A 23,609-nucleotide genomic window follows, 5' to 3' on the forward strand; every position below is an offset into this window, starting at 1 on the left:
CGGGAAAGATCACGAGCGGACCCCTGAGGCGTCACCCGCTGGTCGCGAGCGGATCTTCGCCGTCGGTGTTCACCGGCTCTGCTGACGTGCGATGCCGAGGTAGTGACCCAAGCGGAGTTCCAGCTCTTCGGGACCCGTTTCGGCAGTGAGCTTCTCGAACTGGGGCAGGAATTCCTGGACCCCTGGCCAGGTCAGGGAGCTCAGGAACTCCGTGTAGGCCGCTCGCAGGTCGGCCTCGGGCGGGAGCGTCGCCCGGTTGACCTGAGCCTTGGCGGCTGCCAGCGCCGTTTTGTCGAACGACGCCAGCCGGGTTGCCACACCGTTCACGAAGTCGTCCAACTCGGCGTCGGCGAGGGTGCGGGTCACCCATCCGTAGCGTTCCGCCGTGTCGGCGTCGTAGTCATCGCTGCTGAGGATGGCTTCGAGAGCCCGATCCCGTCCGATGAGTCGGGGCAGGCGTTCTGTGCCCCCGCCGCCGGGAAGGATCCCGCCGCCGACCTCGGGCTGTCCGAACACCGCGTGCTCGCGGCTGGCGTAGCGCAGATCGCAGGCCAGGGCCAGTTCGTCCCCGCCGCCCCGGGTCCTGCCGCGGATGGACGCGATGCTGATGAACGGAGCCGTGGACAGCCGTACCACGAGATCGATCCACGCCGGCGTCGCCTCCGGATCGGAGGGCATGAAGTCGGCAACCCGGTCGAGATCGAAGTGGTTGAAGAAGTAGCCGGGTGTACTGCTGGTGAAGACGGCAACGTGAACCTGCGGGTCCTCGCTCAGCTCCGTGACGACCTCGACCAGTCGGGACACGGTCTCCCCGACGATGAGATTCACCGGTGGATTCGCGAATGTGACCTTGCGGATACCTGGTGTCAGCTGCTCCACGGTGATCGTGCTGGGTTGCGTCATGTTCGCTCCAAGGGTGACCCTGACGGTTCGTCAGGAATGCGTGTTCGTCGGGGCGCCAAGCGATCGGCTTGACGGACGAGCGGGTCAGTCGGCCGGCTGGGTGCGCAGCGCTGCTTGGCGAGGTCCGGGCGGGGCGGCGTAACGCGTCCGGCACAGCGAGCTGGGCCGCTGCCCTGCCGACGCTCCCAACCCCGGATCGCCGTCGCCATGTCTTTCTCCTGCGGTGGGGCGCGAGTGCACTGATCACGCCCGACGCTACGAAGGAGGCGAGGAAAACGGATCCGTCACCGTGTCCGTCACCGTCTCCGCCTCCGTCAAAATTTGGTCTGTGTCGTTGAACTCGGGCTGCCGGCAGTGGCTCCGGGTGACCGCAACCCATTAAGCTTTCAAGCAAATGGACCTATACGGACGGCGCCAGGAGCAGGCAGCCCTTGACCGGATGCTTGACGGTGCTCGGCAAGGCGACGGGGCAACGCTTGTGCTGTGGGGCGACCCCGGCATCGGCAAGACAGCCCTGCTGGAATACGTGGCCGCGTCCGCGGCCGCGGACTTCACTGTCCTGCGATGCGGGGGAACTCGCCTGGAGTCGGGGCTGACGTTCGCCGGTCTGCACGAATTGCTGTGGCCGGTGACGGACCGGATCAGCACACTCCCCGAGCCGCAGGCCAACGCCTTGAACGGGGCGCTCGGTACCAGCAACGACATGGCGGACCGGTTCCTGATCGGCGTGGCCGTACTGACGCTCCTCGGCGAGTTGGCCAAGGAACGGCCGTTGCTCATCGTCGCCGACGACGCCCAATGGCTCGACGAGCCGTCCGCACAGTGCCTGGCCTTCGTCGCGCGCAGACTGCGCAACGAGCCCGTGGTCATGCTCCTCACCGGACACGACGACCCCGGCGAGGGCCCCTGGGAGAAACTGGCGGCCCTGGAGGTCCGGGAGCTGGGCGACCAGGACGCCCGGCTCCTCGCCCGTGCCGTCGCTCCGCAGGCCGACGAGTCAGCGATCCGCCGCACGGTCCGCGCGGCAGCCGGAAATCCCCTCGCGCTCCAGGAGCTGACCACATCCGTGGCGGCCGGCGACATATCGGCGCACCCCCTTGCCGATGAGCAGATCGCCGTCGGGCCACGCCTGCGCCGCGCCTTCCGCGCCCGGATCGAGAAGCTGTCCCCGCCTGCCCGCACCGCGCTCCTTCTCGCCGCCGCCGATGACCGTAGCGATCGCAACACCCTGTGCCAGGCCGGTGATGTGCTCGGCCTCGACACGGTCGCGTGGGACGAGGCACTGCACTCGGGCCTGCTCACCACGCGCTCGGACGGGCGGATCCGCTTCCGCCACCAGCTGATGGAGGCGGTCGTCTACGAGGAGGCGCCGCCCGCGAACCGCCAGGCCGTTCATCATGCGCTCGCCTCCGTGCTGACCGGTGAGAACGCAGACGAGCTGCGCCCCTGGCACCTGGCCGCGGCTTGGGAAGCCGTGGGCAGGCCCGATGAGGAGGTGGCCCGGCTGCTGGAAGAGTCGGCCCACCGGTCCTGGGCGCGCGGTGGCTGTGCCACGGCCGCCCGTGCCTTGCGGCGTTCGGCGAAACTGTCCCCCTCCGCGGACGACGCGGCCAGGCGGCTGGCGCACGGAGCGAGGGCGGCCTGGGAGGCCGGTCACGTCGACGTGGCACGGGGGATGCTGGAGCGGGCCGAAGGGTTTTCCTCCGAAGCCACGGTCGCGGATCTCAGCGAGGGGTTGCGCGGGCTGATCGAGTTCGCGCACGGCGATCTGGAAACCGCCTGCCGTCAGCTGACCCGCGACATGGAGCGGGTGGCCGATCCCGGGCAGGCGTTCAGGCTCGGCAGCATGGCGCTGCGGGCGGCGTGGGCGGCCAGTCATGGCGCACTTCAGCGCGAGGCGCTCCAGCGGCTCGAGCGGCGGCTCCCGCAAGGGGACTTCCCGAACGCCGAGCTGATGCCGTTGCTGCGTCAGTGGTGGGCGGAGGATCAAGCGGACGGCGCCGATGACCGCGTCCAGGTCGTGGCCCCCGTCGGTGACATCCTCACCCGGCTCAGCGGCAGTTCCTGGCTCTTGATGCCACCGGCACCGCTGGCGGTGGCCTGGGGCATCGAATCCGCCCTGCAGGAGGCGCTCCTCCGTGAGTCCGACACGCTGCGGCACACGGACCAGGTCACAGCCCTGACCCAGGCGCTGGCCCAGACCGTGGCGCTCGACATCGTGCAAGGCTCCTGGACCTCGGCCAAGGCGAACGCCCTTGAGGGACTCCAAGTTGCCGAGGGGACCGGCGACGACCACTTGGCGGCGCAGTGCCGTGCCGGTCTCGGATGGCTGGCAGCCGCGCGAGGCGATGAGCAGACCGTCGTAGAGTTCGCCGCCCGGTTCATCGAGGTATGGGTGCCGCGTGGGGTGCTCGTCTTCAGCGCCGGCGCGGAGTGGAACCTCGGCATGTCGGCGCTCTTCGCCGGCCGGGCCGAGGAGGCGCTGGACCGACTGGTCCGGCTGAGCGAGCCCGGGCACCACGCGGCGAACGCCACCATCGCGGTGCTCGCCGCGCCGGACACCGCCGAGGCCGCCCTCCAGGCCGGGCAGCGGGCGACGGCCGAGGAACAGGCGCGGCTGCTGCGGCGGTGGGCCGAACGGACCCGCGCGGCGTGGGCCGTCTCCGCGACGCACCTTGTCCATGCCCTGCTGGCGTCCGGAACAGAGGCGGAGAAGCACTTCCGGCTCGCGCTGGATGTCCCCGGAGCCGAGTCGCGGCCCTTCAACCACGCCCGCACGCGCCTGCTGTACGGCGAGTGGCTGCGCCGGGCCGGCCGTCGTACCGACGCCCGGACACAGCTGGCCGAAGCCGCGGAGACCTTCCGGCGATTGGACGCGGCGCCCCTGCTTGCCCGCACCCGGGCCGAACAGGAACTCACCGGACAGCAGCTGCGCCGCGACTCCGCACCGGCCCGGGACACCATCCTCACGGCGCAGGAGTTGAGAGTCGCACGGCTTGCCGCGCAGGGGCTCACCAACCGTGAGATCGGGGCACAGCTGTTGATCAGTCCTCGTACAGTGGGTCATCACCTGGCCAACGTGTTCCCGAAGCTCGGCATCGTCTCGCGCGCCGACCTCGCGCGCATCGACTTCGGGGACGGGTTGCAGCTGATCGGCTGACCGGCCGCCTTCCGTGAAGGGGTCGCCAAATGCGACGCGGCCTGGGAAAACCTCAGGTCCGGTGCCGGACGTCGAAGTGCGCGGAGTGCGTGGTCAGCTTGCCGAGCAACTCGATGAGGGTCTGCTGCTCGTCCTCACTGAGGGCGCCCGCCCACTCCTGTTCACGTGCGTTGTGTGCCTGGAAGGCAGTGGTGATCGCATGCAGGCCGGCCTCGGTGAGGCCGAGCTGGACCGCGCGCCCGTCGTAGGAGGCGCGCTCCTTGGTCACCAGGCCGTCCCGTTCCAGCGTGTTCACCAGCGCCGACACGGCGGCTCGGCTCATGCCGGACAGCTCCGCGACCTTCTTCGCCTCGACCGGGCCCGACAGCCAGATGGCGAACAGCACTCGGAAGCCGGGCCATGACCAGCCACGCGGCCGGTGTACGGCGGATTCGAGGTCGTAGACGAGCATGTTGGCCGCGCGGTGGAGGGTGAGCACCAGCCGCATGGCGAGCGGGTCGATGCCGGGGAGTTCCCGCGAGGCCCGGTCGATGGCGTAATCGATGAACGACCAGAAGTGCAGGTGGTCGGCATCCAGCGGTTCCGGTTCCTGGGTCACAGTCGGAGTCTAGGTCGGGCGGCAGCACGGACCGCACTCGGGAAGCGGGCACAGGTCGGCACCCCGTCCTGGTTTCCGGACCGTGAAAAACCTTCGCCCGAGGGCTTCCCCCCAGATGCCGACGGGAGTACGGTCCCCAATTAATCAAAGCATTGATTATATGCCCTGAGCAGTACTTGTTCTGCTTTGTCCCCTGGATCTGTCAGGGGACAGGTCTCCTCCCGGCCGTGCGTCCCGGGCGATCGATCCCAAGGAGCCTCGTATGCCTGAAGCACTCGCTCCCCCCAGCCCCGGCGCACTGCGTGCCTGCATGTCCCGTTTCGCCACCGGCGTCACGGTGGTGTCGTACGCGACCGACAGCGGTCCGCGGGGCGCCACCATGAACTCCTTCACGTCCGTGTCCGCCGAACCGCCGCTCGTGCTGGTCAGCGTCGCCCGCCGGGCCCGCTGCCACGACCAGCTGGCCGACGGGCCCTTCTGCGTGAACATCCTCGGTGCCGAACAGGAGCAGCTGGCCCGGCTGTTCGCCGGGGCCCCGAGCACCGCGGAGCCCCGCTGGGCGGAGGGCGCGCGCGTCCCGCGGCTCGCCGACCCGCTCGCCTGGGTGGAGTGCGAGCCCTGGCGCACGTACGACGGCGGCGACCACACCCTGGTTCTCGGCCGCGTCACCGACCTCGGTCACCGCGACGGCGACGCCCTGACCTACGCCTGGAGCCGTTTCGCGTCGACGACCGAGTCGACCGACGGCATCGAGCACCTCTTCTGAAGCCTTTTCCGCCCGGCCCACCGCCCTCTCAGGCCCCACCGCACTCCCCAGGAGAACCACCATGGCCGCACGCACCGGCAAGGAATTCCTCGAACGCCTCTCCCAGTCCCGTCCCACCGTGCACATCCAGGGCGAGACGCTCACCGGAGGAATCCAGGAACACCCCGCTTTCCGCAACGTGGTGCAGACCTACGCCGAGCTGTACGACCTCCAGCACAGCGACGAGCACAAGGACGTCCTCACGTACGCCTCCCCCACCTCCGGCGAGCCGGTCGGCACGTCCTTCCTCACTCCGCGCACACCCGAGGATCTCGTCAAGCGCCGTAAGGCGTTCAAGGTGTGGGCCGACCACAGCAACGGCATGCTGGGCCGCACCGGCGACTACATGAACAGCTCCCTGATGGCGCTCGCCTCGGCCGCCGACTGGTTCGCCCAGGCCGACCCCGCCTTCGGCGAGAACATCCGCCGCTACTACGAGAAGGCCCGCGAAGAGGATCTGCTGTGCACGCACACGCTGATCCCGCCGCAGGTCAACCGGGCGGTGGCCGGTACCCAGCAGGCGGGCGGCAAGCTCGCGGCACGCATCGTGAAGGAGGACGACAACGGCGTGGTGATCCGCGGGGCGCGCATGCTCGCCACCATCGCCCCCTTCGCCGACGAGATGCTCGTCTTCCCCTCGACCGTGCTCCGCGGCACCCCCGAGGACAAGCCGTACTCGTACGCCTTCGCCATCCCCAACGACACCCCCGGCCTGCGCTACATCGCCCGCGAGCCCCTCGACTACGACCGCCCGCGCCATGACCACCCCCTCGCCTCCCGCTTCGAGGAATCGGACTGTGTGGTCGTTTTCGACGACGTGCACGTGCCCTTCGAGCGCTGCTTCGCCCTCGGTGACGCCGAGCTGTGCAACGGCTTCTACTCCCAGACGTCCTCCGTGGTGCACATGACCCACCAGGTCGTCACCCGCACCACTGCCAAGACCGAGTACATCCTCGGACTGGTGACACTGCTGACCGAGGCCATCGGCATCGAGCAGTTCCAGCACGTCCAGGAGGACATCGCCGAGATCATCACCACCCTGGAGACACTGCGCGCCTTCCTGCGCGCGGCGGAAGCCGACGCCGAGGTCAACGAGTACGGGGTGCTGACCCCGGCCTGGGCCCCCCTCAACGCCGCCCGCAACCTCTACCCCAAGCTCTACCAGCGCTTCCCGCAGATCCTGCGCAAGCTCGGCGCCTCCGGCCTGATGGCCACCCCGACCGAACTCGACATCACCGGCCCGGCGGCCGCCGACATCGAGGCCTACCTCCAGTCGGCCACGCTCACCGGCGCCGAGCGCGTGAAGCTGTTCCGTCTCGTCTGGGACACCTGCATCTCCGCCTTCTCCAGCCGCCAGTCCCTGTACGAGTACTACTTCTTCGGCGACCCCGTACGCATGGCCGGCGCGTACGTGAAGTCGTACGACCGCGAGCCGTACAAGGCGAAGGTCCAGGACTTCTTGGATCAGCACAGCCTGGAGCGCTCCTGATGACGCACCCCCTGGGGAACCCCCCGTCGAAGATCATCGCTGTCCATCTCAACTACCCCAGCCGGGCCAAGGAGCGCGGCCGGATCCCGGCTCAGCCCTCCTACTTCCTCAAGCCCCCCTCGTCGCTGGCCGGCACCAAGGAGGCCATCGTCCGCCCGGAGGGGTGTGAACTGCTCGGGTTCGAAGGTGAGATCGCCCTGGTCGTCGGCAGCCGGGCCCAGCGGGTGCGGCCGGAGGACGGCTGGTCCCACGTGCGGTGGGTGACCGCCGCGAACGACGCCGGGGTCTACGACCTGCGGTACGCCGACCGCGGCTCCAACCTCCGCTCCAAGGGCGCGGACGGCTTCACGCCGATCGGGCCGCGCCTGCTGGACGCGCGCCAACTCGACCCGGCCGCACTCCAGTTGCGTACCTGGGTCAACGGCGAACTCGTGCAGGACGACACCACCGAAACGCTCCTCTTCCCCTTCGGACAGCTCGTCGCCGATCTGTCGAGACTGGTCACCCTGGCGCCCGGGGACGTGATCCTGACGGGCACTCCGGCCGGCGCGTCCGTCGTCTCCCCCGGCGACACGGTGGAGGTCGAGGTCACCGGCAGCGGGCAGTCCACCGGGCGACTGCGCAACCCCATCGCCTCCGGGCCCGCCCTGGAGACGTACGGAGCGATGCCGAGGACGGACGCGGCCGAACGCGAGGCCGCCCACGGAGCCGCGTACCCACCCGAGCCACTGCTCGACGAACGCATCGAGGACGGACTGCGTTCGGTCGCGGTCGCCACACTCAGCGCGCAGTTGCGGGGGCGCGGACTGCCGCACATGTCCATCGACGGGGTACGTCCCACACGGCCGGACACGAAGATGGTCGGCGTCGCCCACACGCTGCGCTATCTGCCGCTGCGCGAGGACCTGTTCAAGCGGTACGGCAACGGCATGAACGCCCAGAAGCGGGCCATCGAGCAGCTGCGACCCGGTCATGTGCTGGTCATGGACGCCCGCCGGGACACCTCCGCCGGCACGATCGGCGACATCCTCGCCCTGCGGGCCCAACAGCGCGGCGCGGCCGGGGTGGTCACCGACGGAGGTCTGCGCGACAGCGTCGCCGTCACCGAACTGGGGCTGCCCGTCTACCACGGCGGAGCCCACCCCTCCGTCCTCGGCCGCCGCCATGTGCCGTGGGACACGGGGGTGCCGATCGCCTGCGGCGGAGCCTTCGTGCAGCCCGGCGACCTGCTGGTGGGAGACGCGGACGGCGTGGTCGTCGTGCCGCCCGAGCTGGCCGAGGACCTGATCACCGACTGCCGGGAGCAGGAACAGCGGGAGCGCTTCATCACCGAGCAGGTGCGCGCCGGGCACGACATCGACGGCCTGTATCCCCTCGGTCCCGACTGGCACGAGATGTACGAGCGGTGGCGCAAGCAGCACAGCACGCAAGGAGAGCACGCATGAAATTCCGCAGCGACCCGTCCGCCATCCGCGGCTCCATCGCTCCCGCCATCACCCCCTTCACCTCGGACGGAGCCGTCGACCACGACAGCCTGCGCGCGCTGATCCGCTTCCAGCTGGACTCCGGTTCGCACGGCATCTCGCTGGGCGGCTCCACCGGCGAACCCAGCGCGCAGAGTGTCGGCGAGCGGATCGCGGGGATGCGGACGGCGGTGGAGGAGATCGGCGACCGCGTCCCGTTCCTGCCCGGGACCGGATCCCACAAGCTCGACGAGACCCTCGAACTCACCGCCGCCGCAGCGGAGTTGGGCGCGGATGCCGCTCTCGTCATCACGCCGTACTACGCGCGCCCCACGCAGGAGGGGCTGTACCAGTGGTACGCGACCGTCGCCCGGGAGTTCCCGGACCTGCCGATCGTCGCCTACAACGTGCCCTCCCGCACGGCCGTCGACATCGCGCCCGAGACGGTGAAGCGGCTGTTCACCGACTTCGAGAACTTCGTGGGCGTCAAGGAGACCACCAAGGACTTCGAGCACTTCTCGCGCGTGCTGCACGCCTGCGGGCGCTCACTGCTGGTGTGGTCGGGCATCGAGCTGCTCTGTCTGCCGCTGCTCGCGCTCGGCGGTGCCGGGTTCGTGTCGGCCGTCGCCAATCTCGCGCCCGGCGCGGTGGCTCGGATGTACGAGCTGTGGGAGGCGGGCGATTTCGACGGTGCCCGCGATATCCACTACCGCCTGCACCCGCTCGTCGACCTCCTGTTCGTCGAGACGAACCCGGCGCCGGCCAAGTGGGTCCTGCACCAGCAGGGACGTATCGCGTCGCCCCATGTCCGCCCGCCGCTCACCTCCCCCACCGACGCAGGCCTGTCGAAGATCCGCGCGCTGCTCCGCGAGGGCGGAGACCTCACCCAGCAGATCGGAGCCGCGCAGTGAGCACCACCCCTGAGCACCTTCCCTCCGTGATCCGGCACTGGATCGGCGGCGACCTGGTGGACGCGGCCGACAGCCGCACCTTCGACGTCGCCGACCCGGTCTCCAACACGTCGTACGCACAGGCCGCGCGTGGCTCCGCGGCCGACGTGGACCGGGCGGTGACGGCTGCCCGGGGCGCGTTCCCGGAGTGGGCCGGGCTGTCCAACCGGGCGCGCGCGGGTGTCCTGTACCGGATCGCCGACGCCGTCGAGGCCCGCCATGATCGGCTCGCCGCCTTCGAGTCGTACGACTCCGGGCTGCCCATCACGCAGGCCCGCGGCCAGGCGCGGCGCGCCGCCGAGAACTTCCGCTACTTCGCGGATGTCATCGTGGCCCTCGGCGAGGAGGCGTTCCGGCAGGGCGACGACCAGTTCAGCTATGTGGTGCGCACACCGGTGGGAGTCGCCGGGCTGATCACTCCCTGGAACACCCCCTTCATGCTGGAGAGTTGGAAGCTGGCACCCGCGCTGGCGTCCGGCTGCACGCTGATCCTCAAGCCGGCCGAGTGGACCCCTCTCTCCGCGTCGCTGTGGCCGGAGATCTTCGAAGAGGCGGGCGTGCCCGCCGGAGTGGTGAACATCGTCCACGGCATCGGCGAGGAGGCCGGCCAGGCCCTCGTCGACCACCCGGACGTGCCGCTGATCTCCTTCACCGGCTCCTCCGACACGGGCCGGCACATCATCCGGTCCTCCGCCGAGCACCTGAAGACGGTGTCGATGGAGCTGGGCGGCAAGTCCCCGGTCGTCGTCTTCGCCGACGCCGACCTCGAGGCCGCGCTGGACTCGGTCGTGTTCGGCGTGTTCTCCCTCAACGGGGAGCGCTGCACGGCAGGTTCACGCGTACTCGTCGAGCGCCCGCTGTACGAGGAGTTCACCCGGCGACTGGCAGAGCGGGCGGCGAACGTACGCGTCGGGCTTCCTTCCGATCCGGCCACCGAGGTCGGCGCGCTGGTACACCCCGAGCACTACGAGCGCGTCCTGAACTACGTGGAGATCGGCAGGAAGGAGGGCCGTCTGGTCGCCGGTGGCAGCCGCCCCGAGCACCTCGCCGACGGCAACTACCTCCAGCCCACCGTCTTCGCCGACGTCGAACGCGACGCCCGCATCTTCCAGGAGGAGATCTTCGGCCCGGTCGTGGCCATCGCTCCCTTCGACGACGAGACCGAGGCCGTGGAACTCGCGAACGCCACGCAGTTCGGTCTGGCCGCCTACGTCTGGACCTCGAATCTCAAGCGCGGCCACCGCATCGCGCACGCCGTCGAGTCCGGCATGGTCTGGATCAACTCCCACAACGTCCGTGACCTGCGCACTCCGTTCGGCGGGGTCAAGGCCTCCGGCGTCGGCCGCGAGGGCGGCGCGCACTCCATCGACTTCTACACCGAATCGAAGATCGTCCACGTCGCCCTCGCCGAGGTGCACACTCCCCGCTTCGGAGCCGCATCATGACCACCTCGAACGCCCCCGACGTCGTCCGGTCCGCCTACGCCCAGCTCGCCGTCACCGACCTCGGTGCCGCCCGCTGGTTCTGGGTCGACATGCTCGGCTTCCACATCCAGTACGAGGACGCCGAGTCGCTGTACCTGCGCGGCACGGACGAACTCACCCACCACTCACTGGTGCTGCGCAAGGGCGACCTGGCGGCCCTCGACCACCTCTCCTATCGCGTCCGCACTCCCGAGGACGTCGACAAGGCGGAGAAGTTCTTCGCCGGACTCGGCTGCCCGGTCAAGCGGTTGAAGAAGGGCGAGGGAACGCACGGCGTCGGCGACGCGGTCCGCGTCATCGACCCGCTCGGCTTCCCCGTGGAGTTCTTCCACGAGATCGAGCGCGCCGAGCGCCTCATCCAGCGCTACGACATCCGCCACGGCGCCGAGATCGCCCGCCTGGACCACTTCAACATCTGCACCCCCGACATCCCGGCCGCCTACGCCCACTACCGGTCCCTCGGCTTCGGCTGCTCGGAAACGATCGAGGGTGACGAGCACGAGCTGTACGCGGCCTGGATGTACCGCAAGCAGACCGTCCACGACGTCGCCTTCACGGGGGGTGCCGGGCCGCGCCTGCACCACGTCGGGGTGGCCACCCACGAGTCCCACCAGGTACTGCGCGCGGCCGACATCTTCGGCTCGCTGCACAAAGAGCACCACATCGAACGAGGACCCGGCCGGCACGGCGTCTCCAACGCCTTCTACCTCTATCTGAGGGACCCTGACGGCCACCGCGTGGAGATCTACACCTCGGACTACTACACCGGTGACCCGGACCACGAGACGTACCGCTGGAACGTGCGCGACGACCGCCGCCGCGACTTCTGGGGCAACGCCGTCATCGAGTCCTGGTACAAGGAGGCCGTGCCCGTCCTCGACCTGGACGGCCGTCCGCGGCCCGTGACCGACACCGTCCTCGACGAGTCCGCGGTTCAGGTGGGTGCGGACGGCCTCGGCTGACGCTACGGGCGGTGGGGTCCTTGAGGTGCCGCGCGCTTCCAGGACCCCCTCACCGCGCCTGGCCAGGCACGGGATCTTCTCATTCACCGCATTCATCGCACTATGTGAAAACCGGATACGACAGTTAGTATCCGGCGGCACGCCTACCTGCCGGCTTGCCGAAGGGCACGCAGAGGAGACCCATGCCCTCGATGACGACTCCGTCGGACGACACCTCCGCAGGACGCTTCGAGTTCTGGCGGGATGTGGTCGGTCAGAGTTTCGTGCCGCTGGAAGCGCTGCCGCGCGAGGTTCCCGACTTCCGCGCCTCCCTGCACACCGCCCAGCTCGGCGCGGTGCAGGTGTCCGTGGTGGCCGCGGATCCGCACGGCGTCGCCCACACCCGTAAGCACATCGCCTCCGACCCGGCCGATTTCGTCAAGGTGAGTCTTCAGCTGGCCGGGCAGTGCATGCTGACCCAGGCGGACCGCCAGGCCCTGCTCAAGCCGGGCGAGCTGGCCATCTACGACACCCGGCACCCGTACACACTCGACTTCGACCAGCGGTACCGCACACTCGTGCTGATGTTCCCGCGGGTCATGCTCCGGCTGCCCGAGCGCGACCTGGCCCGCATGATCGCCACCACCGTGTCGTGCAGCGACGGGCTGGGGCCCGTGGTGCACCCGTTCCTGTGCGGACTGGCCGGGCAGGTGCGGCAACTGGACGCTCTCGGCACGCCGCGGCTCGCGGACAGCGTGGTCGACCTGGTCGGCGCGATGCTCTCGGACCGGTGCTCCGTGGAGGTGACGCAACAGGACGACGGGCGGGAGCTGCTGGCCCGGCGGATCCTCACGTACATGGAACAGCGGCTCTCCGACCCGGGGCTCGGCCCCGACCGCATCGCGGCCGCCCACCACATCTCGCGGCGCTTCCTCTACAAGCTGCTGGCCGAGCGGGGATACACGGTCTCGGGCTGGCTCCGGGAGCGTCGCCTCGCCGAGTGCCTGCGCGACCTCGCGGACCCCGCGCTCGCCCATATGCCCGTCGCCACCGTGGGCAGCCGCTGGGGCTTTCCCGACCCCGCCCACTTCAGCCACGCCTTCAAGAGCGCCTACGGCATGAGCCCGTCGGAGGCACGCGGGGCCGGGCGCACGGCGCTGGGCGCCTAGGGCGCCGACGTTGGACACCCTCACCTCATGCGCGCAGCCGATCTCTCCGCGTCGAGGTGTTCGGCGAGCTTGAAGGACGTGTACGAGGCAACGGCGCCGCAAGGGCGAGGACCGCGAAGGCGAGAACCGCGGCCACCGTCCGAACGGCGTGGGCGATCTGCCAGCGATCCCGTACGTCGGTCCAGTTGGAGGGCGGGGACTGGGCGTTCCAGTGGAGCTGGTCGGAGTTGATGGGCAGGTTGACGAGGAGCGTGAGGCCGAGAACGAAGACCAGGAGGGCGAGTGCGGCCACGGTCGACCATCCGGTGGTTGTTCGGTAGGTCCGGTAAGCCAGTACCGCTGTGGCGATCAGCGCCGGCAGGAGTGTGGCGACGGCGAGTTTGTCGAGGGAGTCCAGTTCGACCAGCCGGACCTGGGTGTAGACGGTGCTGTCGAAGCCGCGCAGCGAGAGTTCCAGGACGAGGACTGACGTGAGGAATCCGGCGAACAGTCCCGCGCATACGAGGCTGACGAAACGGGCGTACTTCGTCATGATCACGCTCTTTCTCGAGGTGTGTGCGTGGCTGGGCGGGCGCGACACCGTCCATTCCAGTCCGCTGTCGCGCAGGGTCTGCTCGGTGACGGCGAGGTCGGCGTGGTGCCGGCCGAACATTGCCCGGGTCAACGGGACTCCCAGGTAGCGCATGAAGAAGCCGTCGCCGAGGTGATGCCCGCGTCCGTGCGCGGGTTTCGCGGGCCGAGCGCGGACAGTACGGCGTCGGCACCGCGTACCGCCGCGTCGGCGGCGACCGTCCGGAGGCCGCCCGGCAGCTCACGTGGGCGGCGGGAACGGCGGTGACGTCATGCCCTCCGGCTACGCCTGCTCGACCAGCTGCCGTCCGGTACGGCCGGTGGCGGCCACGATGGTGAGTGTCATCGGGGTCCGCCTGCGGTGAAGGCGGCACGGTGGTCCTGCGCCCAGGTGGCGTACGTGCGTGCCGGGCGGCCCAGCAGCCGCCGCACGGTGTCGGTGGTGGGCCCGGCTTCGCGGGCGTAGTCGGCCAGCGAGCCGAGCAGCCGGTCGGGTACCTCGTCGGGCAGGCCGGCGGCGAGCATGCCGCGGCGGATCTCGTCCGGTGCGGCCTCGACGAACGACAGTGTCCGGTCGAGCGCGGTGCCGAGCGTGGCGACCTTCTCCGGTTGGCTCAGCGACTGCTCTCCGGTGAGCAGATACGTCTGAGCGCGGTGCTGCGGGTGGGTCAGGGCGAGGGCGGCCACCGCGGCGATGTCACGCTCGTCGACGGTCGAGGTCCTCGCGTGCGGATAGGCCCCCCGCACGGTCCCGGTCGCCTGGATCTGCCCGGCCCAGGCCAGGGTGTTGGCGGCGAAATCGGCGCAGCGCAGGATCGTCCAGTCCAGGCCGCTCCCCTTGGCGATGTCCTCAACCGCGTGGAACTGCTGCCGGAAGCGTGCGTGCCCGGCCGGGTACTGCACGGTCACGGAGGACAGTACGACCACCCGTGCCGCGCCCGTCTCGCGGGCGCGGGCCAACAGGTCGACAGCGGTGGATCCGGCGGCACGCGGGCTGAGCAGGATGGCCTCCACACCGTCGATGGCGGGAACCTTCGCGGGGTGGACGAGCTGTGTTCCCGCGGGGAGTTCGGCGTGCGGGTCGCGGGTGACGGCGGCGACTTTCGCTCCCCCCTCAATCAGGAGGCGGACGGTTTCCCGGCCGACGACGCCGGTGGCCCCGGTAATCAGGATCATGACTGAACCCCTAACTCCTAGTGCGTGTACCGATACCGATGCTGGGCGGTGGATGATCGCGGTTCAGGCGGGCTGTTCGGCGGTGGCCGCCGTCTCGCGGCGCTGGGCCCGCAGCAGCCGACGGCCCTGCTCGCCCTTGGCCCACGTGTGGGAGCCGGGCTTGCGTGCCTCGTCCACCAGCTGCTTGACGGTGAGCTTGCACACGAGTTCCTTCACCTTCGCGCCTGTCCGGCCGCCGACGTGGAGCCGCTTGGCGGTGTCGTCCTTGTGGGCGAACTGAAAGATGCCCGAGCGGCGCCCCAGGCTGATGCACTGGCCGGCGAACCCCAGGTCGATCGCTGCGGGCCGCTTGCCCGCGATGCGGCTGAGCACCGTGTCGGCGGCGTGCGCGCCCAGCGGGCCGGCGGCCTGGCAGCTCATCCGGAACGGCATGTCCGACGGTGCCGCCGAGTCCCCGGCGGCGACGATCCGCTCGTCGTCGACGCTCGTCAGGGTCTCGTCGGTGAGCAGGCGGCCCAGGGTGTCGGTGCTGAGCCCGCTGCGGGCGGCCAGGTCCGGCACGCCGAACCCGGCGGTCCAGATGGTGACCTCGCTCGCCGGCTCACGGCCGTCGCCGAGCCGCACGGTGTCGCCGGTCACCTCCGTGACCTTCGTGCCGGGGCCCTGCAGCACGGTCACCCCGAGGCCGGCCAGCCGCTTGGCGACCGAGCGGCGGCCGTTCGGGTGCAGGTATGGGCCGAGCAGCCCGCCGCAGACCAGGGTCACGGTGCGGCCCGCCTCCGCCAGTTCGGCGGCGGTCTCGATGCCGGTCGGACCGGCTCCGACCACCGTCACCGGGGCCGTGGCGGGAGCGGCGCCCAGGACCGACCGCAGCCGCTGCGCCTCTTCGAACGTGGCGATCGGGTGGGCGAACTCGGCAGCTCCGGGCACGCCCGGGTCGGCGCTGCCGCTGCCCACCGCGTAGATCAGGTAGTCGTAACCGACCGTGCCGCCGCTCGCCAGCCGCACCCCGCGCCCCGTCGCGTCGATCCGGGTCACGGTGTCGACCACCAGCCGGACGCTCTCGCCCAGGACCTTCCGGTAGTCGTTGACGGCCTGGTGCGTCCCGCCCGCCAGCTGGTGCAGTCGGATCCGCTCGACGAAGTCCGGGCGGGCGTTGATCAGCGTCACGGTCACGTCGTCGCGCTGTGTCAGCCGGTTGGCCGCCATGACGCCGGCGTAGCCGCCGCCGATCACGACGACCTCGATGTTCTCAGCCATGGTTTCTCTCCTCCGCTTTCAGGGATTCGCACGCGAGTTGTCGACTCGGCACGCCGTGACGGCGTGCCGGACGGATCAGCTGAGGCGCTGCGGCGCCGAGCCGCGGAGCGGGGTGGAGTCCAGGTACCGGACCTCGTAGGCGCGCTCGCTGAACTTCCAGCCGTCGGCGGTGCGCTCGTAACGGTCGTGGTACACGGCGTGGTTCAGATGCGAGCTGCCGTCGCGCATCCGTCCGAACTCCTGGACGTACGCCCGGCCGGCCGCGGTGTCGCCGTCCAGCCGGATGACGCCCGGGTGGACGTTCTGCACGAAGAACTCCCAGAGCGACTGGCCCCACTCGATCCCCGCGCGGATCTCCTCGCGGCCGACGAACTCCTTGTCGATGTGCGGCCAGCGCATGGCGCCCTCCGGCGTGAACAGCGAGGCGGCGCGCTCGAAGTGACGCATCATCACCGCGTCCGTGAGCTCGGCTCGCAGCGCCTCTATCTCCACGCGATCGGTGATGGCCCGCATGTCGCCCATCGGTTCCCTCCCCATCCATGTGTGCGTCAGGCGGGTGCCGCCTGTCCGGTGGTGATGGATCCAGCATCGATGCGGGCGACAGGCGGAACAATGTAAGGTTTCTTGGGCTATTCATAATGTGGCGGTTATGCATGGACGGGGGTTGTGCATGGAGCTGCGTGACATCGAGATCTTCCTGACCTTGGCCGAGGAACTGCACTTCGGCCGCACCGCGGAGCGGCTTCATGTGTCCCAGGCCCGCGTCAGTCAGGCCATCGCCAAACAGGAACGGCGTCTCGGCGTCGTCCTGTTCGACCGCACCAGCCGGCGCGTCGCCCTGACCCCGGTCGGCCGGCGTCTGCGCGAGGACCTCCAGCAGGCCGTCGACCTTCTCCGGGAGGGGCTCGCCCGCGCCGAAGCGGCCGGCGCGGGGACGGGGCAGACCCTGCATCTGGGTGTGTTCGGCCATGCCGGCCACGAACTGCGCCCCCTCATCGAGGCCTTCCGCTCCCGCCACCCCGGCAGCGATGTCCAGTTCGGCGAGATCAACGGCTACGACCCGTTCGGCGCGCTGCGCACCGGAGAGCACGACGCGCACGTGCTGTGGCTTCCGGTGGCCGAACCGGACCTCACCGTCGGCCCGACCGTGCTGACCGGAGGACGCGTACTCGCCGTGGCGGCAGACCATCCGCTGGCCGAGCGCGGCACCGCGTCACTGGAAGACCTCGGCGACAACCATGTCGTCGACTTCGGCCCCGACGCCCCCGAGTACTGGGTCACGACCATGGTCCCCACGCGTACGCCGCTCGGCCGCCGCATCCCGCGCGGGCCCGTCGCGCGGACGTTCCACGAGATCCTCTCCCTGGTCGCCTCCGGACGGTATGTCCACCCGCTGGGCGAGATCGCCGCCCGCTACAACCGTCCCCCCGGCATCGTCTTCCTCCCCGTTCACGACGCCCCGACCATCCACTTTGCCCTCACGTGGCGATCCAGCGCCGACGGCCCCACCCTCCGCGCACTGGCCCAGACCGCCGCCGACCTCGGCCCCATCTCCATGTGACAGCGGCTCGCACTGGCTGGAGCGCTCAGCGGCGGTCGCGCGGTTTCGCTGCCCTTGAGCGGATCTGCCGATCGTGCCCGCCCCGGCAAGGGCCGGTGCACCAACACGCAAGCCGGAGTGAGCCGCCGGGGTGCACCCTCCGGTCGTGAGAGAGAGCCGCACACTCCTCACGGGCCCGCCTGGCGGGCGCCCATGAGCGGCTTACGCAGGAACATCCACGGACACAGGAACGGGCTGACGTCCCGACCTCCCCCGGGGCCGAAGCGCATCACTGCGCTGATCGACAGCCCCGTGCTGTCAATGCTCCCCACGGCCCTCCCTTCCTGCCTCTCCGGCACCCGCTCATCCGACGAATGAGGCATTCATGCTGAGAAAGCGATCCGCCGCGTCCCCTCCGCTCGGAGGCGCCGGCCCCGACGCCCGCCGCTACGAGAACAAGCTGCTCGTCATCCTCTTCCTGGGCTTCGGCCTGGTCTTCTTCGACCGGCAGGCACTTCTCTTCCTCGTCCCCTTCATCAGCAAGGACATCCCCCTCTCGAACACCGCCCTGGGCACGCTCTCCGGAGTCCTCGCCCTGACCTGGGCCCTGTCCGGAATGATCTCCGGACGCCTGTCCGACCGGCTCGGCCGTCGTAAGCCCGTGATCATCATCGCGGTGGTGCTCTTCTCCTGCCTCTCGGCGTCGAGCGGGCTGGTCACCGGATTCGCCGCACTGCTGGGAGCCAGGGCGCTGATGGGGCTGGCGGAAGGTGCCGTACTGCCGGCGTCGCAGTCCCTGATGGTGGAGGCGTCACAGGAGCACCGGCGCGGGCTGAACATGGGCCTGCTGCAGGGGTCCTCGGCCGGGCTGCTGGGCGGCATCCTCTGCCCGCTCGCGGTGGTGTGGATCGCCACGCAGTACAGCTGGCGACTGGCGTTCGTCATCACCATCGTCCCGGGCCTGCTGCTCGCCCTGTGGATCTGGCGGTCGGTACGGGAGGAGCCGCCGGGTGGCTGTGTGATGGCGGAGCCCGTGGCGGAAGCCGTGGATGCAGCGGCGAAGCCGAGCATCGGCAGCATCCTCCGGCAGCGCAACATCATCCTCTGCGTGCTGATCGCCTGCGCGTACATGACCTGGTTCTTCGTCATCATCACGTTCGCGCCCGTCTACATGACCTCGGTCAAGGGCTTCTCACCCGCGACGATGAGCGGCGTCGTGACCTGCCTCGGGGTGGCGTGGGTCGTGTGGGGCTTCGTCACACCGGGGATCTCGGACCGCTTCGGCCGCAAGAACACTCTGATCGTCTTCACGGTGATGGCCGCGCTCTGCCCCCTGGCCGTGGTGTATGTGAGCAGCCCCGTGGTGCTCGGCGCGGTGGTCGTGCTCACGTACACGGGCCTCGGCTGCTTCACCCTGTTCATGGCGACCATCCCGGCGGAGACCGTTCCCCGTGGCGCGCTGGCGACCGCCCTGGGCCTGGTCATGGGCATCGGTGAGCTCGCCGGCGGTTTCCTCGCTCCGGTGATCGCCGGGTGGGCCTCCGACAACTGGGGGCTTCAGATGGCCATGTACATCTCGGCGGCGGGTGCCGGGCTGGTCGTCCTGCTGGCGCTGGGGCTGAAGGAGACGGCTCCCGCCGTCCTGCGCAGGAAGAACGCGGCGGCGGTCCGTGACGGCGCTGCGGAGCGAACCACGAGCGCCGCCGCCGTGTCCTGACTCGGCCCCTTTGCCACGAACTCCGCGACGGTCAGGACCACCGAGGTGGTCCTGGCCGTCGCGTGCTGTCTGGGGACGAGCTGTGCTCCGGTCCCGACCCGCATTCAGCCGTTCGTGCCCGCCTCCACAAGACACGGTGCACCGCCGCACAAGCCGGCAGCCCGTCCGCCTGTGACCCTCCCGTCATGCGAGCAACACACACCGTTTACGACCACATCGTGGTGGGCGCCGGCTCCGGCGGTTGTGCCCTCACCCGCAGACTCGTGGACGCCGGCCGGACCGTCCTGCTGATCGAGGCGGGCGACCGGGACGACAACCCGGCCATCCATGACCCGGGGCGGCTGTGGGAACTGTGGAACTCCCCGCAGGACCACGCGTACACCACCGAACGCCAACAGCACTCCTCCGGCACCCAGGTGTTCTGGCCGCGCGGCAAGGTCCTCGGCGGCTCCAGCGCCCTGAACGGCATGATCTACGTCCGCGGCAACCGGGCCGACTACGACAGCTGGGCCTACCAGGGAGCTGCGGGCTGGTCGTACGACGAGGTGCTGCCGTACTTCAAGCGCTCGGAGGACTTCGAGGACGGCGCGTCGTACTACCACGGGGCCGGCGGCCCGCTGCCCGTCAGCCGGAACCACTCCCCCAACCCGGTCACCACCGCCTTCATCGAGGCTTGCCAGGACTACGGGATCGCGTACAACGACGACTGCAACGGCCAGGACCAGCTCGGTGTGAACCTGCTGCACCGCAACATCCGCGACGGCAGGCGGGTCAGCGCGTGGACCGCCTTCATGGAGCCGGTGCTCGACAGTGCGCTGCTGACGGTGATGACCGGCGCCGCGGTCACGCGAGTCCTGGTGGACGGCGGCCGGGCGCGGGGCGTCGAGCTGCTGCGCGAGGGCCGTACGACGGAGATCCGCTGCGAAGGCGACGTGATCCTGTCCGGCGGCACCATCGGATCGGCCCAGCTGCTCCTGCTCAGCGGTGTCGGGCCGGCGGACGAGCTGCGGGCCCTCGGGATCGGTGTGACCGCGGACCTGCCGGGAGTGGGCGCCAACCTGCACGACCACACCCTCGCTCCGGTGGTGTGGGAGTCGGCACGGCCGGTGCCGCAGGGTACGGCCAACAAACTGGAGGCCCACTACTTCGCCAAGTCCGACCCGGCGCTGGCGGTGCCGGACCTGCAGCCGCTGATGTCCCACCTGCCACTGCCGGTACCCGACATGAGCATTCCGGAGGAGGGTCACGGCTTCTCGGTCCTCGCCGGGACGATCCGTCCGCTCAGCCGGGGCCGCCTGCGGCTGCGCTCGGCCGACCCCACCCTTGCTCCCGCCCTGGATCCCGGCTACTTCTCCGAGCCGTCGGACCTCGCCGCCATGGTGCGGGCCGTGCAGCAGGTGCGGGAGATCGGCGAGGAGAAGTCGCTGGGCGACTGGCGGGCCCGCGAGGTCGCACCCGGACCGTACGTGCGTACGGACGTGGAGGTGGCCGCGTACATCAAGCGGACCCTCCTCAGCTATCACCACCAGGTGGGCACCTGCCGTATGGGCATCGACCGTACGGCGGTCGTCGATCCGCAGCTGCGCGTACACGGCGTGGCCGGGCTGCGCGTCGCGGACGCCTCCGTCATGCCCTCCGTCACCTCCGGCAACACCCACGCACCTGCCGTCATGATCGGCGAGCGCTGCGCCGACCTCATCCTGGGAGCACAGCTGTGACCAACACCCTTTTCATCGGTGGCGAGTGGCAAGCCGCGGCCTCCGGAGCGGAGTTCGAGACCCTGGACCCGGCGACGGGGCAGCCCCACGCCCAGGTCTCCCTGGCAGGGGCCGCGGACGCCGACGCGGCCGTACGGGCCGCCCGCGCCGCCCTCGAGAACCCGGAGTGGGCGGGACTCACCCCGGCCCGGCGCGCCCGGATCCTGTGGCGCATCGGCGACCTCATCGAAGAACACGCCGAGGAACTGGCAGAGTTGGAGACCCGCGACCAGGGCCAGCCGCTCGGCATCTCCATGGCGGTCAGCGTCGCCGCGGCTGCCGAGCACTTCCGCTACTACGCCGGCTGGGTCACCAAGATCTACGGCGAGACGGCGCCGCTGTCCTTCCCCGGCGTGCTGCAGTACACCAAGCGCGAGCCGGTGGGAGTGTGCGCGCTGATCACCCCGTGGAACTTCCCGCTCATGATCGCGAGTTGGAAGATCGCACCGGCCCTCGCCTGCGGGAACACCGTGATCGTCAAACCCGCGGAACAGACCCCGATGACCACGGTGCGGCTCGTCGAGTTGTGCCGGGAGGCCGGTGTGCCGGACGGCGCCATCAACCTGCTGACCGGTGGCCCCGAGGCGGGCCGGGCCCTCGTCGAGCACCCGGGCGTGGACAAGGTCTCCTTCACCGGTTCGACCGAGACCGGCAGGGACATCGTCCGGGCCTCCGCGGGCAACCTCAAGCGTGTCACGCTCGAACTCGGCGGCAAGGCACCGAGCCTCGTGCTGCCCGGCGCCGACCTGGACGCGGCCGTGGCGGGCTGTCTTCAGGGCGCGCTCCTCAACAGCGGCCAGGTGTGCGCGGCCTACACCCGGTTCCTCGTCCACCGCTCCCTCGCCGACGAGTTCGCCGAGCGCTGTGGCAAGGCCGTCAGCGGGATGCGGCTCGGCGCGGGCAACGCGCCCGACACCGAACTCGGCCCCCTGGTCACCGACGAACACCGTGACCACGTCCACGCGCTCGTGCGCAGCGGGGTCCAGGAAGGCGCCCAGCTGCTCGCCGGCGGGGCCCCGGTCGACGACCTGCCGGGCTTCTTCTACCAGCCGACCGTGTTCACGGATGTACGGGACGACATGCGCATCGCCCGCGAGGAGATCTTCGGCCCGGTGCTGTCCGTCCTTCCGTACGACGACGAGGACGAGGCCGTCGCCCGCGCCAACGACACCGAGTACGGCCTGGCGGCGGCCGTATGGACCCGCGACGTGGGCGCGGCGCACCGCGTGGCGGGCTCCATCCGGGCGGGCACGGTGTTCATCAACATGCCCAACCCGGTGGACGCCTCGGCCCCCTGGGGCGGGTTCAAGGCCAGCGGCTGGGGCCGGGAGATGGGCAGCGGAGCCATCGACGCGTACACGGAGGTCAAGAGCGTGTGGACCTCGCTCGCCTGAGGTGCCCGCCCGTCACGAGGCGCGGGTCTGTGCGTCTACTGACGAGACGTTGGACACCGGCAGGATCGGCAGGATCGGCAGGTCAGAGATAGCCGGGGAACGGCTGCACGCCCAACAGGACCGCACCCGCGCCGTCGTACATGCCTTCCTGCAGGAAGGCATGCTGCGGGACGACGGAGGCGTCGCGCAGATGGCGTTCCAAGGGGCTGCCGCCGGCGATGGCGGCGATGCCGCCCAGGTGGTAGGCGGCCCGGACGACGTCGAGGGAGGTCTTCGCGAGGTGGGCGGAGGCCAGCCGCAACAGGCTCGCCTGCTCCGGAGTCGTGGGATCGCCCGCCACGACCGTGGACCAGGCGTCCTCGGTGCTCTCGTAGAAGAAGGCGCGCGCTGACCGGAGTTGGGCCTCTGCCTGGCCGACGGCGATGCGGTAGGTGGCGCGGTCGGCGGGCTTGGGGGCACCCGTGTACGTGGAGCGGGCGCCTTGGTCCATGACATGGTCGAGGGCTGCCCGGGCCACACCGAGGCCGACCACGGCCAGGACCTGGCCGGCGTAGGGGACGGTCGGATAGCGGTAGAGCGGTTCGTCGACAGTGGGTCTGCCGCCGCGCACGAAGGTCCACTCCTCGGGTACGACGACTCCGTGGACCACCAGGTCGTGGCTGCCGGTGCCGCGCAGGCCGATGGCGTCCCAGTTCTCGTCGATCTCGACGTGTTCGGGCCGCAGTACGGCAGTCAGCGGGCGCCCGGCCTCGTTGTCACCGGCTTTGATGCCTACGCCGAGGACGTCCGCGCCCGTGCATCCGCTGGCGAACCGCCACCGGCCCGAGACGCGGTAACCGCCGTCGACGCGCTCTGCGGGCCGGACCGGGAACAGGCCCCCGGCGAAGACCACATCGGGCCCGTCGGCGTACAGCAGCGCCTGCGTCTCCAGCGGCAGGGCGGCCAGGTAGACGGCCGACGAGCCGAAGCTCGCGACCCAGCCCGCCGATGCGTCGACCGCGGACATCCGCTCGATGAAGCGAAGGAATTCCGCCGGTGGCAGGGCATCCCCGCCGAACCGCCTCGGCACGCCCGCCCGGTAGATTCCCGCGCGTTTGAACTCCGCGACCACGTCGGGCGGGACATGCCGCTTCTCCTCGAATTCAGCGCGCCGTTCGGCCACCACCGCCAGCACCTGGTCGACCTGCCTCATGACGGATTCCCCTCGAACAGCCGGGCTTGACCGTACGTCCT

General features: G+C 70.2%; 19 protein-coding genes. 12 read left to right on the forward strand and 7 right to left on the reverse strand.

The features are described from left to right. Positions 1 to 69 precede the first annotated feature (69 nt). Positions 70 to 903, reverse strand: a complete 834-nt coding sequence (locus tag RNB18_RS29450) for an enoyl-CoA hydratase/isomerase family protein (protein WP_311717149.1) — start codon at positions 901 to 903, stop codon at positions 70 to 72. Positions 904 to 1,297: 394 nt separating this feature from the next. Here RNB18_RS29450 and RNB18_RS29455 point away from each other — a divergent pair, with 394 nt between their 5' ends. Further along, positions 1,298 to 4,063 carry a helix-turn-helix transcriptional regulator gene (locus tag RNB18_RS29455; protein WP_311717150.1) on the forward strand — a complete coding sequence of 922 codons (2,766 nt, stop codon included), beginning with the start codon at positions 1,298 to 1,300 and terminating at the stop codon, positions 4,061 to 4,063. 52 nt (positions 4,064 to 4,115) lie between these two features. Here the strand turns inward: RNB18_RS29455 and RNB18_RS29460 are convergent, their stop codons facing one another. Continuing rightward, positions 4,116 to 4,661 carry a MarR family winged helix-turn-helix transcriptional regulator gene (locus tag RNB18_RS29460; RefSeq protein ID WP_311717151.1) on the reverse strand — a complete coding sequence of 182 codons (546 nt, stop codon included), beginning with the start codon at positions 4,659 to 4,661 and terminating at the stop codon, positions 4,116 to 4,118. A 262-nt stretch (positions 4,662 to 4,923) separates the two neighbouring features. Here RNB18_RS29460 and RNB18_RS29465 point away from each other — a divergent pair, with 262 nt between their 5' ends. The 7 genes from RNB18_RS29465 to RNB18_RS29495 all read left to right on the forward strand — a co-directional run bounded on the left by RNB18_RS29465 (position 4,924) and on the right by RNB18_RS29495 (position 12,962). Next, complete coding sequence (locus tag RNB18_RS29465; RefSeq protein ID WP_311717152.1) at positions 4,924 to 5,427, forward strand: flavin reductase family protein; 504 nt, start codon at positions 4,924 to 4,926, stop codon at positions 5,425 to 5,427. A 61-nt stretch (positions 5,428 to 5,488) separates the two neighbouring features. After that, a complete protein-coding gene (gene hpaB, locus RNB18_RS29470) occupies positions 5,489 to 6,955 on the forward strand; it encodes a 4-hydroxyphenylacetate 3-monooxygenase, oxygenase component (RefSeq protein ID WP_311717153.1) in 1,467 nt (488 codons plus the stop codon). Continuing rightward, complete coding sequence (locus tag RNB18_RS29475; protein WP_311717154.1) at positions 6,955 to 8,400, forward strand: fumarylacetoacetate hydrolase family protein; 1,446 nt, start codon at positions 6,955 to 6,957, stop codon at positions 8,398 to 8,400. Before hpaB ends, RNB18_RS29475 begins: the two co-directional genes overlap by 1 nt. Continuing rightward, complete coding sequence (gene dapA, locus RNB18_RS29480; RefSeq protein WP_311717155.1) at positions 8,397 to 9,329, forward strand: 4-hydroxy-tetrahydrodipicolinate synthase; 933 nt, start codon at positions 8,397 to 8,399, stop codon at positions 9,327 to 9,329. Before RNB18_RS29475 ends, dapA begins: the two co-directional genes overlap by 4 nt. After that, positions 9,326 to 10,813: a 5-carboxymethyl-2-hydroxymuconate semialdehyde dehydrogenase gene (gene hpaE / locus RNB18_RS29485; RefSeq protein WP_311717156.1), complete on the forward strand. Its 1,488-nt coding sequence runs from the start codon at positions 9,326 to 9,328 to the stop codon at positions 10,811 to 10,813. The genes dapA and hpaE overlap by 4 nt, the downstream gene beginning before the upstream one ends. After that, positions 10,810 to 11,814: a 3,4-dihydroxyphenylacetate 2,3-dioxygenase gene (gene hpaD / locus RNB18_RS29490; protein ID WP_311717157.1), complete on the forward strand. Its 1,005-nt coding sequence runs from the start codon at positions 10,810 to 10,812 to the stop codon at positions 11,812 to 11,814. The genes hpaE and hpaD overlap by 4 nt, the downstream gene beginning before the upstream one ends. A 191-nt stretch (positions 11,815 to 12,005) precedes the next feature. Then, the gene (locus tag RNB18_RS29495; protein WP_311717158.1) at positions 12,006 to 12,962 is read left to right on the forward strand and encodes an AraC-like ligand-binding domain-containing protein; all 957 of its coding nucleotides are present in this window, start codon (positions 12,006 to 12,008) and stop codon (positions 12,960 to 12,962) included. 25 nt (positions 12,963 to 12,987) lie between these two features. On the opposite strand, the gene RNB18_RS29500 is transcribed toward RNB18_RS29495, so the two are convergent. From RNB18_RS29500 to RNB18_RS29515, 4 genes are all read right to left on the reverse strand, one after another. Then, on the reverse strand, positions 12,988 to 13,647 hold the full coding sequence (locus tag RNB18_RS29500) for a DUF1772 domain-containing protein (RefSeq protein ID WP_311717159.1): 660 nt from the start codon (positions 13,645 to 13,647) through the stop codon (positions 12,988 to 12,990). A 227-nt stretch (positions 13,648 to 13,874) separates the two neighbouring features. Further along, complete coding sequence (locus RNB18_RS29505; protein WP_311717160.1) at positions 13,875 to 14,708, reverse strand: NAD(P)H-binding protein; 834 nt, start codon at positions 14,706 to 14,708, stop codon at positions 13,875 to 13,877. Positions 14,709 to 14,771: 63 nt separating this feature from the next. Further along, complete coding sequence (locus tag RNB18_RS29510; RefSeq protein ID WP_311717161.1) at positions 14,772 to 15,968, reverse strand: NAD(P)/FAD-dependent oxidoreductase; 1,197 nt, start codon at positions 15,966 to 15,968, stop codon at positions 14,772 to 14,774. Positions 15,969 to 16,043: 75 nt separating this feature from the next. Next, entirely contained in the window at positions 16,044 to 16,490 is a 447-nt protein-coding gene (locus tag RNB18_RS29515) for a nuclear transport factor 2 family protein (protein WP_311717162.1), read from the reverse strand. Positions 16,491 to 16,638: 148 nt separating this feature from the next. On the opposite strand from RNB18_RS29515, the gene RNB18_RS29520 reads away from it, so the two are divergent. The 4 genes from RNB18_RS29520 (at position 16,639) to RNB18_RS29535 (ending at position 22,376) form a co-directional block, all read left to right on the forward strand. Beyond that, positions 16,639 to 17,529, forward strand: a complete 891-nt coding sequence (locus tag RNB18_RS29520) for a LysR family transcriptional regulator (protein WP_311717163.1) — start codon at positions 16,639 to 16,641, stop codon at positions 17,527 to 17,529. A gap of 364 nt (positions 17,530 to 17,893) precedes the next feature. After that, a complete protein-coding gene (locus RNB18_RS29525; protein ID WP_311717164.1) occupies positions 17,894 to 19,225 on the forward strand; it encodes an MFS transporter in 1,332 nt (443 codons plus the stop codon). Positions 19,226 to 19,410: 185 nt separating this feature from the next. Then, complete coding sequence (locus tag RNB18_RS29530; RefSeq protein WP_311717165.1) at positions 19,411 to 20,943, forward strand: GMC family oxidoreductase; 1,533 nt, start codon at positions 19,411 to 19,413, stop codon at positions 20,941 to 20,943. Next, complete coding sequence (locus RNB18_RS29535; protein WP_311717166.1) at positions 20,940 to 22,376, forward strand: aldehyde dehydrogenase family protein; 1,437 nt, start codon at positions 20,940 to 20,942, stop codon at positions 22,374 to 22,376. The genes RNB18_RS29530 and RNB18_RS29535 overlap by 4 nt, the downstream gene beginning before the upstream one ends. Before the next feature lie 82 nt (positions 22,377 to 22,458). Here RNB18_RS29535 and RNB18_RS29540 read toward each other — a convergent pair whose 3' ends face one another. Continuing rightward, positions 22,459 to 23,568: an acyl-CoA dehydrogenase family protein gene (locus RNB18_RS29540; protein ID WP_311717167.1), complete on the reverse strand. Its 1,110-nt coding sequence runs from the start codon at positions 23,566 to 23,568 to the stop codon at positions 22,459 to 22,461. Positions 23,569 to 23,609 lie beyond the last annotated feature (41 nt).

The organism is Streptomyces doebereineriae (assembly GCF_031845645.1).
Classification (GTDB): Bacteria; Actinomycetota; Actinomycetes; order Streptomycetales; family Streptomycetaceae; genus Streptomyces; species Streptomyces canus.

Excerpts from the sequence above, each read along its gene's own strand:
- RNB18_RS29450 (WP_311717149.1), bottom strand. The coding sequence starts at position 903 with ATGACGCAACCCAGCACGATCACCGTGGAGCAGCTGACACCAGGTATC.
- RNB18_RS29455 (WP_311717150.1), top strand. The coding sequence starts at position 1,298 with ATGGACCTATACGGACGGCGCCAGGAGCAGGCAGCCCTTGACCGGATG.
- RNB18_RS29465 (WP_311717152.1), top strand. The coding sequence starts at position 4,924 with ATGCCTGAAGCACTCGCTCCCCCCAGCCCCGGCGCACTGCGTGCCTGC.
- hpaB (WP_311717153.1), top strand. The coding sequence starts at position 5,489 with ATGGCCGCACGCACCGGCAAGGAATTCCTCGAACGCCTCTCCCAGTCC.
- RNB18_RS29475 (WP_311717154.1), top strand. The coding sequence starts at position 6,955 with ATGACGCACCCCCTGGGGAACCCCCCGTCGAAGATCATCGCTGTCCAT.
- dapA (WP_311717155.1), top strand. The coding sequence starts at position 8,397 with ATGAAATTCCGCAGCGACCCGTCCGCCATCCGCGGCTCCATCGCTCCC.
- hpaD (WP_311717157.1), top strand. The coding sequence starts at position 10,810 with ATGACCACCTCGAACGCCCCCGACGTCGTCCGGTCCGCCTACGCCCAG.
- RNB18_RS29495 (WP_311717158.1), top strand. The coding sequence starts at position 12,006 with ATGACGACTCCGTCGGACGACACCTCCGCAGGACGCTTCGAGTTCTGG.
- RNB18_RS29500 (WP_311717159.1), bottom strand. The coding sequence starts at position 13,647 with ATGCGCTACCTGGGAGTCCCGTTGACCCGGGCAATGTTCGGCCGGCAC.
- RNB18_RS29505 (WP_311717160.1), bottom strand. The coding sequence starts at position 14,708 with ATGATCCTGATTACCGGGGCCACCGGCGTCGTCGGCCGGGAAACCGTC.
- RNB18_RS29510 (WP_311717161.1), bottom strand. The coding sequence starts at position 15,968 with ATGGCTGAGAACATCGAGGTCGTCGTGATCGGCGGCGGCTACGCCGGC.
- RNB18_RS29515 (WP_311717162.1), bottom strand. The coding sequence starts at position 16,490 with ATGGGCGACATGCGGGCCATCACCGATCGCGTGGAGATAGAGGCGCTG.
- RNB18_RS29520 (WP_311717163.1), top strand. The coding sequence starts at position 16,639 with ATGGAGCTGCGTGACATCGAGATCTTCCTGACCTTGGCCGAGGAACTG.
- RNB18_RS29525 (WP_311717164.1), top strand. The coding sequence starts at position 17,894 with ATGCTGAGAAAGCGATCCGCCGCGTCCCCTCCGCTCGGAGGCGCCGGC.
- RNB18_RS29530 (WP_311717165.1), top strand. The coding sequence starts at position 19,411 with ATGCGAGCAACACACACCGTTTACGACCACATCGTGGTGGGCGCCGGC.
- RNB18_RS29540 (WP_311717167.1), bottom strand. The coding sequence starts at position 23,568 with ATGAGGCAGGTCGACCAGGTGCTGGCGGTGGTGGCCGAACGGCGCGCT.